This is a genomic window from Kitasatospora sp. NPDC088548, from assembly GCF_044753005.1.
In the GTDB taxonomy this organism is placed as follows: Bacteria; Actinomycetota; Actinomycetes; order Streptomycetales; family Streptomycetaceae; genus Kitasatospora.
This window is the reverse complement of record NZ_JBIVMI010000018.1, coordinates 90,391-103,988: the sequence shown is the minus strand read 5'-3', so window position 1 is coordinate 103,988 and position 13,598 is coordinate 90,391. Positions and strand designations below refer to the sequence as shown.

Sequence of the window (13,598 nt, the reverse complement as noted above, 5' to 3'; positions counted from 1 at the left end):
CCGCCCGTACCGGCCGGGCGGCCCGCTACCGGTGCCGGTCGGGCGTCAGTGCGCGGCCCGCAGGCCGTTCTCCCAGAGGGCGTCGACCTGCTGGCGCTCGGCGGCGTCCGGGTAGGGGTTGGTGCAGGACGGGCCGGGACCGCCGCCGGACATCAGCTCGCTGCACGGGCCGGAGTAGTCGTCCGGCAGGCCGAGCACGTGGCCGGTCTCGTGCGCGGTGACGCGCAGTGAGCTGTACTGCTGGTTCTGGGTGTAGTCGAGGAAGATGTACCCGTGGCCGTGGCCGTCGGTGCTGGCGTACGAGCCGTTGCTCGGGTCGTCCCCCTCGTAGTAGGAGAAGTCGGCGTTGCCGCCCTCCTGGAGCTGGACGTTGCCGACCGAGCCGTTCCAGATCTGGGCGGCCTGGGCTATCTCACCGGCGAAGGACGGCGCATTGGTGGTGTCGTAGGTGACCACGACGGACTTGAGGTAGGGCGTCTTCGCCTGCTTGGCCAGGGCCGACTTCATCACGGCCTGGTAGAAGGCGAGGCTGTCGGACCGGTGCGCGGCCGTCCCGGCATGGGCGGTGGCCGTGTAGCCCTGGACGGGCGCGGCGACGGCGGCCGTCGCGGTGGCGGGGACTGCGGCGAGACCGGTCGCGAGGACCAGGCCGAGGGCGGCCGACAGAACGGGTCGCTTCACGTGGGGGCTCCGATTCACGGATGCCGGAGCGCCGTCGGCCGATGGGGGCCGGCCGCGGCGGCGGCGGGGATGGGCTCTCTGCCCCAGAGCTTCGACCCGGCCCGCCTCCCGGCGGATGATGTCAATCGGCGATAGCGGCGCCCAATACCGCAGGACCGTCACAACCTTGACGCATGTCATGTCCTTGGCGAGTCAGGTTGGCGCCGTTATGCTCCCGATGTGGAGCTCGACGTGAGACACCTCCGGGTGCTGTGCGCGATCGCCGACACCGGCAGCCTCCGCAAGGCCGCGTTGCAGCTCGGCATGACCCAGCCCTCCCTCACCACCCAGTTGCACCGCATCGAACGGACCGTCGGCGGCAGCCTGTTCACCCGCGAGCAGACCGGCAGCCGGCCCACCGCGCTCGGCCACTCGGTGCTGTCCCGGGCCAGACCGGTGATCGCCGAGATGACCGCGCTGGTCGCCGCCGCCCGGCAGGAGGCCCTGGAGTCCGCGGGCAGCGAGCGCAAACGGCGGCTGCGGATCGGCAGCGTGGGCAGCCGGGCGGTGGCGGCCTGGCTGCGCCGGGTGCACGACCGGCTGCCGGAGACGGACACCACCATCCACATCGACATCTCCGCCAACGCCCTGCTGCGGATGGTCGCCGCCGACCAGTTGGACGTCGCCTTCGTGCACGAGAGCGAGGGCTTCCCGCTGCGGGTGCCGCCCGATGCCGAACACCGGGTACTGATGGCCCGTGAGCCGCAGTTCGTCGCACTCGCCGCCGGCCATCCGGCCGCCACACTGCCCGTCGTCCACCTGGCCGACCTCGCCGAGGACACCTGGATGGTGGACCCGACGGCCGACCACGAATACGCGGCGATGCGCCGGGTGTTCACCGAGGCCGGGCTCAACCCGCGGGTGGTACAGGTCCGCGACAACGCCACCGCCGCCGAACTCGTCGCCTCCGGCGAGGCCGTCCGGCCCTGCCAGCCGACCTCGTCCCCCGGGCCCGGCACGGTCGTCCGGCCGGTGCACGGCGACCCGTTGGCCGTCCGGCTGCTGCTGGCCTGGCGGCCGCGCGCGCTCAGCCCGCGCGCGCTCGACGCGCTCTACGGGGAGTTGCGCGCCGCCTACCTGGACCTGGCCCGGGTGAATCCGGCCTATCTGGCCTGGCTGGTCCGACACGACCAGGCACTGCACCACCTGCTGGGCCAGGACCTCGACGACCGCCCGTCCGAGGGGCAGGCCCGCGCGGCTCAGTCCGTCCCGGCGGCTCCGCCCTCCCTGGCGTGCGGCACCTCGGGCGACGGCACGGCGCGATGAGGGCGCTCCCGACATGCCCGTTTCGCCCGTTTCGCCGCTCCGTCAGCCCCAGTTGACGCCGCCGTGCGCGAACCGGGTGACAGCTCGGCGGGTTTCCGGGCATGCCCGCGCGCCGTACGCCACGGCCCGGCGGATCACCCCGCTAGATTCGTCCCGGTTGACAGGGAGCGGGTCCGGGCGGACTCCACGACACGGGTGGCCTGCGGGCAACGCGGAAGGTCAAGGCCGGTGGCAGGACAGCGGGGGCGGCGCCGTTCCCCCCGTGTCCGCACCACCGGCCTCGTGATCACCGCGCTGCTCGCCAGCGCCTGCCATGCCGTCGCTGTGGCCGCGGCCCTCCCGCGGGCGGCCGCGGTCCTTCCGCGGAGGGCGGCGAAGGCGAGCCACTTCTCCCGGCCCACCTTGACGCAGTCCACGCCCGCCAGACCGGGCGAGCCCAGGCCGGCCAGGCCCTTGCGGGTCGCCACCACGACGGCGACGAGGTTGACCTCGCTCGCGACGGAGTGTGGTCGCGCGGTCGCGATTCGGCGGATCGGCCCGGCTCCGTGTAACCTCTTCCAGGTCAGCAGGCGCCGCTAGCTCAGTTGGTTAGAGCAGCTGACTCTTAATCAGCGGGTCCGGGGTTCGAGTCCCTGGCGGCGCACATGGCAAGGTCTCAGGCCGTTCACCTCAGATGGACGGCCTGAGGCGTTTCCGGGGCCAGGGCACCGGACGCCGAGTGCGGGGCGGCGTGCCCCGGTCTCAGCGGGTGTCCAGGATCGCCGAGGCCACCGCGTCCGGCCGGTCGAACATCAGCAGGTGACCGGCCGGTGCGGTGGTCCGGAAGTCGGCCCCGAGCAGCGCCGCGAGTTCCCGCTGGCCGCCCAGCCAGTCCTGGGTACGGCGGGTCCGGCACCCGTCGTCGGCGGCGAGCACGGTGACCGGCAGGTCGTCCGGCAGCGGCGCGGTGCACCGCAGTTCGTCCAGCTCGGCGGCCATGTCCAGGTAGCGCGCGTTCTCCCGGAGCAGCGCGCGCAGGGCCCGGCCGGTCCGGTAACAGTGCCGCACCAGGGGCGCCGGGGCGAGGTCCTCCCGGCGGACCGTGGACGCTCTGGCGGTCAGCCGGCGCGCGGTCGGCCCGAAGAGGTAGGGCACCGCGACCGCCGTGGCCGCGCCCGCGATCGTACGGGCCGCCAGATCCCGCAGTCCGGGAGCCGGGCGCGGGCGCGGGTCCGACTCGACACTGCCGTCCAGCAGGACCAGCCCGGCCACCCGCTCCGGGTGCAGCCGGGAGAAGGCCTCGACGTGGAACCCCGCCAGCGAGTGGCCCGCCACCGTGCAGGGCCCGTGCAGCCCGAGCGCGTCCAGCACGCCCCGGATGCGTTCGGCCTCGCCCGCCGCCGAGGGGGCCGGACGGGTCGCGGGCTCCGGCGCGCTCAACCCGTACCCGGGCCGGTCGAACCGGACCACGGTGCGGTACGGGGCGAGGAAGGAGACGACGAGGTCCCAGTCGAACCAACTGCTGCCGAGCCCGCCGGTGAGCAGGCAGACCGGCCCGTCGCCCTCGATGCGCACATGCAGGGGTATGCCGTCGATGCGTAGGAACGTCGCCGTCGCGCCCCCTCTTTCCATGGTCATCGCGACTCCCACCCCTCGGCCCCGGCCTGGCCCCGCGCCGCGTCGTGCTCGACGTGCCGTTCGGGGTGCCGCCCGGTGCACTGCCCGGCGTGCCGTCCGGTGCCGCCGTGAACGGCCGCCGGCCCCTCGAAGCGGGCGACGCTCCGGGCCAGGACCGCCAGCCAGAGTGCGACCAGGAGGACCTGGAGCCGCTGGCCCGCGCCCAGTGACCAGGTGCCGTGACCGGCCTCGAAGGCGGCGATCGCGGCCAGGCTCCAGCCGGTGGCCAGCAGCTCGCCGGCCAGCAGCCACGGTCCGAACCGGCGGACCGGCGGCCACCAGCCGTAGCGCCGGGCCGCGACGGTGAGCGCGATCAGCCCGGTGAGCGCCCCGACCATGGCGAGGCTGCTGGTCACGGCGTGCGCGGTATGGGTGGCCGGGACCAGCCCGGCCGTCTCCCGGGCCGCGCACATCTCGTCGCTGGTGGGCGCGCAGCTCAGTGGCAGGCGGGAGTCGGCAGCCGTGGCCACGCCGAACAGGGCCAGCGCCGCCCAGCCGGTCACCGCCCAGGGGAGCCAGGGCCCCACGCCGCCGACCGGCCCGGTACCGGCTCGGGCGCCGTCGGCCCGCGCGGTGCGGCGCGCCGCGGACCGGGCGCCCGCGACCAGGGCCGTGACGGCCGCGGCGAGGACGGCGAGCCCGGCGACCAGGTCGGTGGCCCGGAACAGCCCGCCCAGCGGCTGGTCCTCGGCGGCGAGTTCGCTGATGTACGCCTGGACCGGGTCGAGGCCGGTGCTCAGCACCACCTCCAGCACCCACGCCGTGTACGCCACCGCGCTGAGCAGCAGCAGGGCTGCGACGGCGAGCCGAGCTTTCCGGCGGCCGGGGTCTGGGCTGGGCACGTTTCCACCCTAACCGGCGGAAAACTCCGCCCCAACCGGGCGGAAACGGGCACCCTCGGCGGGCAGCGGACCCCCGGCCGGACCGCGGCGGTACGACGCACCCCTCGAAACCGTGTATTGTTTTCCAGGTCAGCAGGCGCCGCTAGCTCAGTTGGTTAGAGCAGCTGACTCTTAATCAGCGGGTCCGGGGTTCGAGTCCCTGGCGGCGCACAGACATTGGGGAGCCTCTCGCACACGCGAGGGGCTCCCCGATTTTTTTGCCCATGGTGCCCGATTTGCGTGTGATGTCGGTCTCGCTTCCTGTTCTGGCGGAGCCAACCGACCCTTTCCACGCGTTCTGGGCTGTAAACCGGAAACGGGACAAAGGTCCCTAACCGTCGACGAACCCGTCTGTGCAGGCTGGCTCGGTCCACCCACAGGAAAGGCCGCCGCTTTGTCCCGAAATGCCCAGAGCGGCCGCCGTGTGCCGTCCGTCAGACTCCGCCCGGTGAAGCGCCTGAAGCGTTCATCGGAGCGCCCCGCCCGCAGCGGCAAGCCGAAGCGTCCGAAGCGCACCGGCTGGCGCCGGCTGATCCCGACCTGGCGGATGACCCTGCTCGGGCTCGCGGCCTCGCTGCTGCTCGGCGTCGGCCTGTTCGCCCTGGGCGTCGCCCTGGTGAAGGTGCCGGACGCGCACGCCGCCGCGACCGCCCAGAGCAACACCTGGCTCTACCAGGACGGCTCGGTGATCGCCCGGACCGGCCAGACCAACCGGCAGAACGTCGGCCTGGACAAGGTCTCCCCCGCCGCCCAGCACGCCGCGCTGGCCGCCGAGGACCGCAACTTCTACCACGAGGGCGCCGTCAACGTGCCCGGTCTGGCCCGCGCCGCCTTCAACACCGCCAAGGGCGAGGGCACCCAGGGCGGCTCCACGATCACCCAGCAGTACGTGAAGAACACGTACCTGAGCCAGAAGCAGTCCGTCACCCGCAAGGTGAAGGAACTCTTCATAGCGATCAAGGTGGACGCCACCGAGAGCAAGGACGAGATCCTCTCCGGCTACCTCAACACCTCCTACTACGGGCGCGGCGCCTACGGCATCCAGGCCGCCGCCCAGGCGTACTTCGGCGTGGACGCGTCCGCCCTCAACGCCGCCCAGGGCGCCTACCTGGCCACGCTCCTGAACGCGCCCAGCGCCTACGACGTGGCCACCGCGACCCCGGCGGGCAAGCAGAACGCCCTCAACCGCTGGAACTACGTCCTGGACGGCATGGTGAAGGAGGGCTGGCTCTCCGCCGAGGAGCGGACCGCCACCGCCTTCCCCGAGGTCAAGGACCCGCAGGGCAATCCCGGTCTGTCCGGCCAGGCCGGCTACCTGGTCGACGCCGCCACCCAGTACCTGACCTCGAACCAGATCATCACCGAGGCCGAGCTGGCCAAGGGCGGCTACAGCATCAGGCTGACCGTCGACCCGGCACGCCAGCAGGCCCTCCAGGACTCGGTGCAGGCGCAGCTGCACGACACCCTCAACCCGGACAAGCGGAAGAAGGACGCGGCCGCCCAGGCCGGCGCCGTCTCGGTCGACCCGAAGACCGGTGCCGTGGTCGCCCTGTACGGCGGTGTCGACTACACCAAGCACTACATCGACAACGCCACCCGGCGTGACTACCAGGCCGGCTCCACCTTCAAGGCGATCGCGCTGGCCGCGGCACTGGAGAACGGCGCCAAGACCCAGTCCGGTCAGACCATCACACCGCGCACGGTGTACGACGGCACCAGCGGCCGCAAGGTCCGGGGCGGCAAGGGCACCCCGTACGCGCCGCCGAACGAGGGCGACAAGAGCTATGGCCAGGTCACCCTTCAGCAGGCCACCGACTGGTCGGTGAACTCGGTGTTCGCCCAGCTCGCCCAGGACACCGGGCTGCAGAAGGTCCGGGACACCGCCATCGCGCTCGGCCTGCCGAGCAACACCCCCGGGCTCGACCCGGTGCCGTCCATCCCGCTCGGCGCGGCCACCCCGAGCCCGCTCGACATCGCCGGTGTGTACGCCACGCTGGACAACGACGGCAAGCAGATCACCCCGTGGCTGGTGCAGGCGGTGGACCGCGAGGGCGAGCAGCTCCCGCTCCCGGCCCACAAGACCACCCAGGCGGTCAGCCAGGAGACCGCGCGCCAGGTCACCTCGATGCTGCAGGGCGTGGTGAGCGACCCGGGCGGCACCGGCTGGCGGGCCAAGGCGCTGGGCCGCCCGGTCGCCGGCAAAACCGGCACGACGGACGACCAGAAGTCGGTCTGGTTCGTCGGGTACACCCCCGAGCTGGTGACCTCCGTGGCGCTGTTCGGCCAGGACCCGACCACCGGTGCCCAGGTCAGCCTCAGCGGCACCGGCGGGATCGACGGCGCGGCGGGCGGCCAGTACCCCGCGCAGATCTGGACCAGCTACATGAAGGCGGCGCTGAAGGGGCAGCCGGTCGCGAACTTCGCCTCGCCGTCGGGCGCGGACGACTCCTCGTCGAACAGCGGATCCTCCGGTGGCCCGGACAGCTCCTCGACCCCGTCCGGGTCGGCTTCCGCCCCGGCCTCCTCGGGCGGCAGCGGTGCGACGGGCGGCTCGGGCACCGGTTCCGGCGCGGGCACCCCGCCGGGTGCGTCGAGCGGCGGGTCCTCGGGCGGCTCCGGGTCCTCGGGCGGCTCCGGGTCCTCCGGGTCCTCGGGCTCGTCCGGTGGACAGGGTGGCTCGGGCGGTTCCGGTGGTTCGGGCTCGGGCGGCGGGGCGACCGCCCCCACCCAGCCCACGACGCCCCGGCCGAGCGGCAAGCCCACCCGGACGCCGGCGCCGACCACCGGTCCGACCACCGCGCCCGAGCCCTCGGGCGGTACGGGCGGCGGCTCGGGCTCCGGTACGGGCTCGGGCTCGGGCTCCGGTACGGGCTCCGGCACGGGCGGCTCGGGCTCCGGCACGGGCTCGGATACGGGTACGGGTGGCGGCACGGGCGCGGGCGCGCTCTCCGGAGCGGGCGCGCGGCAGTAGTCGGGGCGCGTCGGCCGCGACCGCCTGGGGGTGGTCGCGGCCGACGGGCGTTTTCGGGCGATCCCAGGTGTACCCGCCACCCTGCACAGGTTCAGGCAGGACCAAATACCGAAATGGCGCCTTACCCAAGCGCCGGTATGACTGTCACAATGCGTCGGTGCACAGCTCAACGCCCCGGCTCGACCGTTCCTCGGGCAGAACCCTCGGCCTCGCCCTCGCGCTGGTCTCCGCCGTCGCCTTCGGCGGCTCCGGCACCGCCGCCAAGCCTCTGATCGAGGTCGGCCTCTCGCCGCTGCATGTGGTCTGGCTCCGGGTCACCGGCGCCGCCGTGGTCCTCCTCCCGCTGGCCTACCGCCACCGCGCCGTCGTGCTCCGCAGGCCCGGCCTGCTCCTCGGGTTCGGCCTGCTCGCCGTGGCCGGCGTCCAGGCCTGCTACTTCGCGGCGATCTCTCGGATCCCGGTCGGCGTCGCCCTGCTGATCGAGTACCTCGGCCCCCCGCTGCTCATCGGCTACGTCAAGTTCGTCCAGCGCAGGCCGATCAGCCGGGGCTCCGCCATCGGCGCCGGCGTCGCCGTGGCCGGGCTGGCCTGCGTGGTCGAGGTCTGGAACGGTCTGAGCTTCGACGCGTTGGGCGTCCTGTTCGCGCTCGGGGCGGCCTGCTGTCAGGTCGGCTACTTCGTCCTGGCCGACGCCGGCAGCCGGGGGGACCGCCCGGTGGACCCGATCGCCGTCAGCGCGTACGGGCTGCTGATCGGCGCGGTGGTGCTCACCGCCTTCACCCGCCCCTGGCAGGCCGACTGGAGCCCGCTCGGCGGTGACGTCGTGATGAACGGGCACACGCTGCCCGCGCTCGTCCCGGCGGCCTGGATGATCCTGATCGCGACCGTGCTCGCCTACCTGACCGGTGTGGTCGCCGTCCGGCACCTGTCGCCCCCGGTCGCCGGGGTGGTGGCCAACCTGGAGGCCGTCGTCGCCACCGTCCTCGCCTGGATCCTGCTCGGCGAGCACCTGGGTCTGCCGCAGATGGCCGGCGGCCTGCTCGTCCTGGCCGGCGCCTTCGCGGCCCAGGCGAGCAAGCCCGCGGTCGAACCGGCCGGTGCCGTGGCGGCCGGATCCGAGGTGACCGGGGCCGAGGTGACCGGTGCTGTCGCGGCCGGAGCGGAGGCGGCCGGTACCGCCCGTGGTTCCGGGGGACGCGCGGCCTCCCAGCGCGAGGTCAGCGACCGACCCAGCCGAACCAGTCGAGGTGGCTGAGCGGCCACACGACGGCCGACACCGGCCCGACCACGTTGTCCACCGGCACGGCCCCACCACCGGGGCCGCGCTGGTGGTAGCGCGAGTCCGCCGAGTCGCTGCGGTGGTCGCCCTCCACCCAGACGTACCCCTGGGGCACCGTGACCGGCCCGAAGTTCATCCCGGCACAGGAGTCGTCCCCGGGGTGGAGGTACGGCTCGTCGACCTTCGCCCCGTTGACGGTCAGCGTGGTACCCGAGCACTGCACGGTCTGGCCGCCGGTCGCGATGACCCGCTTGACCAGGTAGTTGTCGTCCTTCGGCGGGATCAGCCCGACGAAGCCGAGCACCGAGCCCAGGGCGTTGGACACCGGGTTCCCGCCGGTCGGCTGCGGCGGCAGCCAGTCACCCGGGTCCTTGAAGACCACCGGCTGGCCGGCCTCCGGCTCCCAGCCGGTCAACGGCGCGAGCTTGTTCACCCCGACCCGGTCGCCGATCCGCAGCGTGTTCTCCATCGACCCGGAGGGGATGGTGAACACCTGGAACAGACAGGTCTTGATCAGCAGCGCGACCACCAGGCCGACCGCCGCCATCGCGGGGATCTCGATCCACCACGGTCGGTGACGACGCCCTGCCCGCCGGTCCCCGGCGTCCTTCTGCGGCTTCGACGGCCTCGGCGCCTTCCGCGTCCGTGCCCGGCGTGCCTCGGCGCGGCCACCGCCACCGCCATCGCTGGAGCCACCGTGGCCGTTGTGGCCGCCGCCGACAGCCGGGGGCTGGCCGGCCCCGGCGTCGCTGTGCGTATCGGGCAGGTTCACCGCCATCGTCGCTGCTCACCTCTCCGGCTGGGGGAACCTGCACGCTACGCCAACCGTGAAGCCTCACGAAATCCGGCTTTTAGCTGCGCCCGACATTGCGGCCGAGGACATGTCGAGGAGAGCACGACGCGATCACCTGCGGATCGCCCGGTGAGTCGCGGCACCCGCGCGGCCTCGGGCACGGCCGCAGGGGCGGGCTCAGGGGCACGGACCCGGGCCCACGGGCTCGGGTACGGGCTGGGGTCCGCGGGCTCAGGCGCGGGCGATCGCCTCGTGGTGGCGGATCACCTCGGCGATGATGAAGTTGAGGAACTTCTCCGCGAACACCGGATCGAGATGCGCCCCGGCGGCCAGCTCCCGCAGACGCCGGATCTGGTCGCGCTCCCGCGCCGGATCGGCCGGCGGCAGCCTGTGCTCGGCCTTGAGCCGGCCGACCCGCTGGGTCGCCTTGAAGCGCTCGGCCAGCATGTGGACCACCGCGGCGTCGATGTTGTCGATGCTCTCGCGCAGGCTGGTCAGCTCGGCCCGCACGGCGTCGTCGATCCCCTCGGGAAGTCCGGCATCGGGGGTCGTGGGGTGATCCGTCATCGGGGCGGCTCCGCGGCTGTCTGGTGGTGGGCACCCGACCGTCCGACGGCCGGGCTCGGGCCCGGGCAAATCTAACAGGGCGCCCGGCGCGGATCCGCACCATTCGGCGTATCCGTCCACGATCCGGACAGCGTACGGACCGATGGGCGACCGGCGCCCGCGCACCGGCCGGCGCGGGCCCGGGTACTTCCGGGCACGGCGCCCCGAGTCGCTGCGCGTGGTCGGCCCCCGACCTCCCCGTAGGCTGGTGCGCGGCATGACCGGAAGTGACGAATCAGCAGTTCCTCATACCTGGAGGTACCGATCGTGGCAACCACTCGCACCGCCCGCACCGCGTGGGAAGGCAACCTGCTCGAGGGCAAGGGTCAGGTGACCTTCGCCTCCTCCGGCATCGGTGAGTACCCGGTCTCCTGGCCGGCCCGGTCCGAGGAGCCCAACGGCAAGACCAGCCCGGAGGAGCTCATCGCCGCCGCGCACTCCGCGTGCTTCTCGATGGCCCTCTCGCACGGCCTGGCCGGCGCGGGCACCCCGCCCACCAAGCTGGACACCCAGGCCGATGTCACCTTCCAGCCCGGCACCGGTATCACCGGCATCCACCTGACCGTCACCGGCCAGGTGCCCGGCCTCGACGAGGCCGGCTTTGTGAAGGCCGCCGAGGACGCCAAGGCGAACTGCCCGGTCAGCCAGGCCCTGACCGGCACCACCATCACCCTCACGGCCAAGCTGGCCTGACCCCTCTGCCGGGGCCGCCGGCTCCGATCCCGGGGCCGGCGTTCCGGCGGGTCATGCGGGCCCGGCGGGCCGGTGCGCGGCATGAACATGTGGGCGCGCTCCGGGTACTCAAGGAGCGCCCGACGGCGTGCACTCGGAGCACGCGCCCCCGGTGCACATCATGTGATGTGCACCGGGGGCGTCCGCACGTACCACCACACTTGATCTCAAAGCGGACGAATCACCCTGGCGGCGGTCACCGCGCGTTGTCGCCGCGTCTTATGATCGGCCGCAGCGCCCTGTTCTTCACGCGGGTCTCCACACGAACGCTCACCAACGAGCGCTCAGCACCGGACTCCGAGGACCTCGACAGAGTGCGGGAGCCGGCCGCCGCAGTCCCGGGTGTCCGGCCGGACCAGCGTCAAGCGTCAGCAGCGGACGGGAGCATGCCGTGCCGGGCCAGAACGAGGGGGCCGACGCACACCACCCAGGCGTGCGGCACGAAGAACCGCAACACCACCGCCGTCTGCTGTCGCCGGCCCTCCGCCCGGCCGACGGCCCCGTCGGCACCTCCGGCGCCGCACGGGACGGCACTCACGGCTTCTCCGTCAACACCGTCACCGGTGACAGGGCCACGCCCGGAACCGGTACCGGGCCCGGCACCGGTGCCGACATCGGACACGCTGCCGTACCCGGCTTCGGAGCGGTCGGCAGGATCGCCACCGCGGTCGACAGCACCGTCGTCCGCTGCCCCACCTGCTCGGCCCCGCTGACGAACGGCTCGCACCGGCCGGCCGCCGGAGCCGACCAGCCGGCCGAGGGGACCGACCGGCTACTGGCCGCGCTGCGTGCCAGCGAGTCCCGCTTCCGGGCCGCCTTCTGCGACGCGGGCATCGGGATGGCACTGATCGACCCCGACGACCGGATCATCGAGGTCAACCCCGCCTTCGCCACACTGATCGGCCGCGGGGTCGGCGAACTGGTCCGCACCCACATCCACGACATCATCGACCCGGAGGGCATGCCGCACCGCCTCTTCCCCGAACTCGTCCGGGGTGAGCGCGAACGGCTGCGGGTGGAGAAACAGCTCAAGCACCGCGAGGGCCACACGGTCTGGAGCAAGGTGACCATCTCCCTGATCAGGGACGAGGTGGGGAGCCCGCTCTACACGCTCGCGATGGTCGAGGACATCACCGAGCAGCGCCGGCTCGGCGACCGCCTGGAGTACCAGGCACTGCACGACCCGCTGACCCGGCTGCCCAACCGGACGTCCTTCTTCGAACGGCTCGACGCCGCCTGCCTCACCACGAGCGGCCCGGCGGCGGGCCAGACCGGCGGCCCGGGAGACAGCCCGGGAGACAGCCCGGCCGCCGGGCCGGGCGGGGCCGCAGCCGCCTCCCCGGCGACCGGGGCGGGCCCCGCCGGGCCGGACAGGCGCCGGGTCGGGGTCTGCTACCTGGACCTCGACGGCTTCGCCGCGATCAACGAAACACTCGGTCACCACATCGGCGACCAGTTGCTGATCGCCGTCGCCACCCGGCTCCGGCACGGATTCTCCGAACAGGCCGCCCATCTGGTGGCCCGGATGGGCGGCGACGAGTTCGCGGTCCTGGTCACCGACAGCAAGGGCAGTGACCAGCTGACCGACCTGGCCGGCCGGATCCTCGCAGTGCTGGAACAGCCCTTCGACGTGGCCGGGCACCGGCTGGTGGTGACCGCCAGCGTCGGCGTCGTCGAACGGTCCGTGCACGAGACCACACCCACCGACCTGGTCAAGGACGCCGACGCCACCCTGTACTGGTCCAAGGCGGACGGCCGGGCCCGCTGGACCCTCTACGACCCGGACCGCGGCGCCCACCAGCTCACCCGCCAGCTGCTCGCCACCGCACTGCGCCCGGCCCTGGAGCGCGGCGAGTTCACCATCGAGTACCAGCCCCTCGTCGGCCTCTCCGACGGTGCGGTGCGCGGCGCCGAGGCCCTCGTCCGCTGGCGCCACCCCCGCTACGGGACGCTCTCCCCGGACCGCTTCATCCCGCTGGCCGAGGAGTCCGGTGCGATCGTGCCGCTCGGCAAGTGGGTCCTGGAGGAGTCCTGCCGCCAGGCGCAGCGCTGGCTCACCGAGTTCCCCGACACCGAGACGTTTGTGAGCGTCAACCTCGCCGCCCGGCAGATCTGGGACTCCGACGTGGTCGCCGACGTGGCGCAGGCGCTCGACCGTACCGGTCTGCCGGCCCGGCTGCTGCAACTGGAGATCACCGAGAGCGCGCTGCTCGGCCCGGGCGGGCGCCCCCTGCAGGCCCTGCAGGCGCTCGCCGACATGGGCGTCCGGATCGCGATCGACGACTTCGGCACCGGCTACTCCAACCTGGCGTACCTCTCACGGCTGCCGGTGCACGTGCTGAAGCTCGACGGCACGTTCATCGAAGGGTTCCGCGACCCGGCCCCGGCGGGCCGCACCGAGCTCCCCGGGGCCGGCACCCGCCGGAGCGACGCCGATGAGCAGATCGTCGGCGCGATGGTGCAGCTGGCCCACACCCTCGGCCTGACCGTCACGGCCGAGGGCATCGAAAGCGCGGCGCAGGCCGAGCGGCTGCGGTTGACCGGCTGCGACACCGCCCAGGGCTGGTACTTCGCCAGGCCGGGCGAGGCCGAGCTCGTCGCCGCCATACTCCGTGAGGGCCGCCCGGGGCCGGGCGGGCGATAGCGGCGGATTGCCGCGGCTCGGCCGGAACGGTGTCCGCGCGGTGTTCGCAC

At 73.3% G+C, this 13,598-nt stretch carries 10 protein-coding genes and 2 tRNA genes; 7 read left to right on the top strand and 5 right to left on the bottom strand.

Annotation, left to right across the window (positions count from 1 at the left end):
- Positions 1 to 45: 45 nt before the first annotated feature.
- A complete protein-coding gene (gene snpA, locus ACIP82_RS22980; RefSeq protein ID WP_400655668.1) occupies positions 46 to 681 on the bottom strand; it encodes a snapalysin in 636 nt (211 codons plus the stop codon).
- A 219-nt stretch (positions 682 to 900) separates the two neighbouring features.
- On the opposite strand from snpA, the gene ACIP82_RS22975 reads away from it, so the two are divergent.
- On the top strand, positions 901 to 1,986 hold the full coding sequence (locus ACIP82_RS22975; RefSeq protein ID WP_400655666.1) for a LysR family transcriptional regulator: 1,086 nt from the start codon (positions 901 to 903) through the stop codon (positions 1,984 to 1,986).
- Between the two features lie 569 nt (positions 1,987 to 2,555).
- A tRNA-Lys gene (locus tag ACIP82_RS22970) sits at positions 2,556 to 2,629 on the top strand.
- Between the two features lie 98 nt (positions 2,630 to 2,727).
- Here ACIP82_RS22970 and ACIP82_RS22965 read toward each other — a convergent pair.
- Both ACIP82_RS22965 and ACIP82_RS22960 read right to left on the bottom strand, forming a co-directional pair.
- A complete protein-coding gene (locus tag ACIP82_RS22965; protein WP_363606735.1) occupies positions 2,728 to 3,603 on the bottom strand; it encodes an alpha/beta hydrolase in 876 nt (291 codons plus the stop codon).
- A complete protein-coding gene (locus ACIP82_RS22960) occupies positions 3,600 to 4,484 on the bottom strand; it encodes a DUF998 domain-containing protein (protein ID WP_400655664.1) in 885 nt (294 codons plus the stop codon). The genes ACIP82_RS22965 and ACIP82_RS22960 overlap by 4 nt, the downstream gene beginning before the upstream one ends.
- 136 nt (positions 4,485 to 4,620) lie before the next feature.
- On the opposite strand from ACIP82_RS22960, the gene ACIP82_RS22955 reads away from it, so the two are divergent.
- The 3 genes from ACIP82_RS22955 (at position 4,621) to ACIP82_RS22945 (ending at position 8,749) form a co-directional block, all read left to right on the top strand.
- Positions 4,621 to 4,694 (top strand) — tRNA-Lys (locus tag ACIP82_RS22955).
- 277 nt (positions 4,695 to 4,971) lie between these two features.
- Complete coding sequence (locus ACIP82_RS22950; RefSeq protein WP_400655662.1) at positions 4,972 to 7,494, top strand: transglycosylase domain-containing protein; 2,523 nt, start codon at positions 4,972 to 4,974, stop codon at positions 7,492 to 7,494.
- Positions 7,495 to 7,651: 157 nt separating this feature from the next.
- Positions 7,652 to 8,749, top strand: coding sequence for an EamA family transporter (locus tag ACIP82_RS22945; protein WP_400655660.1), 1,098 nt, complete (start codon positions 7,652 to 7,654; stop codon positions 8,747 to 8,749).
- Here the strand turns inward: ACIP82_RS22945 and lepB are convergent.
- Complete coding sequence (lepB, locus tag ACIP82_RS22940) at positions 8,712 to 9,551, bottom strand: signal peptidase I (protein WP_363606729.1); 840 nt, start codon at positions 9,549 to 9,551, stop codon at positions 8,712 to 8,714. The two genes, ACIP82_RS22945 and lepB, sit on opposite strands and share 38 nt — an antisense overlap.
- A gap of 246 nt (positions 9,552 to 9,797) precedes the next feature.
- Positions 9,798 to 10,133 carry a chorismate mutase gene (locus tag ACIP82_RS22935; RefSeq protein WP_363606727.1) on the bottom strand — a complete coding sequence of 112 codons (336 nt, stop codon included), beginning with the start codon at positions 10,131 to 10,133 and terminating at the stop codon, positions 9,798 to 9,800.
- Positions 10,134 to 10,439: 306 nt separating this feature from the next.
- Here ACIP82_RS22935 and ACIP82_RS22930 point away from each other — a divergent pair, with 306 nt between their 5' ends.
- Both ACIP82_RS22930 and ACIP82_RS22925 read left to right on the top strand, forming a co-directional pair.
- A complete protein-coding gene (locus ACIP82_RS22930; RefSeq protein WP_363606726.1) occupies positions 10,440 to 10,865 on the top strand; it encodes an OsmC family protein in 426 nt (141 codons plus the stop codon).
- A 472-nt stretch (positions 10,866 to 11,337) separates the two neighbouring features.
- A complete protein-coding gene (locus ACIP82_RS22925; RefSeq protein WP_400655657.1) occupies positions 11,338 to 13,548 on the top strand; it encodes a putative bifunctional diguanylate cyclase/phosphodiesterase in 2,211 nt (736 codons plus the stop codon).
- Positions 13,549 to 13,598: the final 50 nt, after the last annotated feature.

Coding starts and splice junctions, on each gene's coding strand:
- ACIP82_RS22965 (WP_363606735.1), bottom strand. CDS start 3,603: ATGACCATGGAAAGAGGGGGCGCGACGGCGACGTTCCTACGCATCGAC.
- lepB (WP_363606729.1), bottom strand. CDS start 9,551: ATGGCGGTGAACCTGCCCGATACGCACAGCGACGCCGGGGCCGGCCAG.
- ACIP82_RS22935 (WP_363606727.1), bottom strand. CDS start 10,133: ATGACGGATCACCCCACGACCCCCGATGCCGGACTTCCCGAGGGGATC.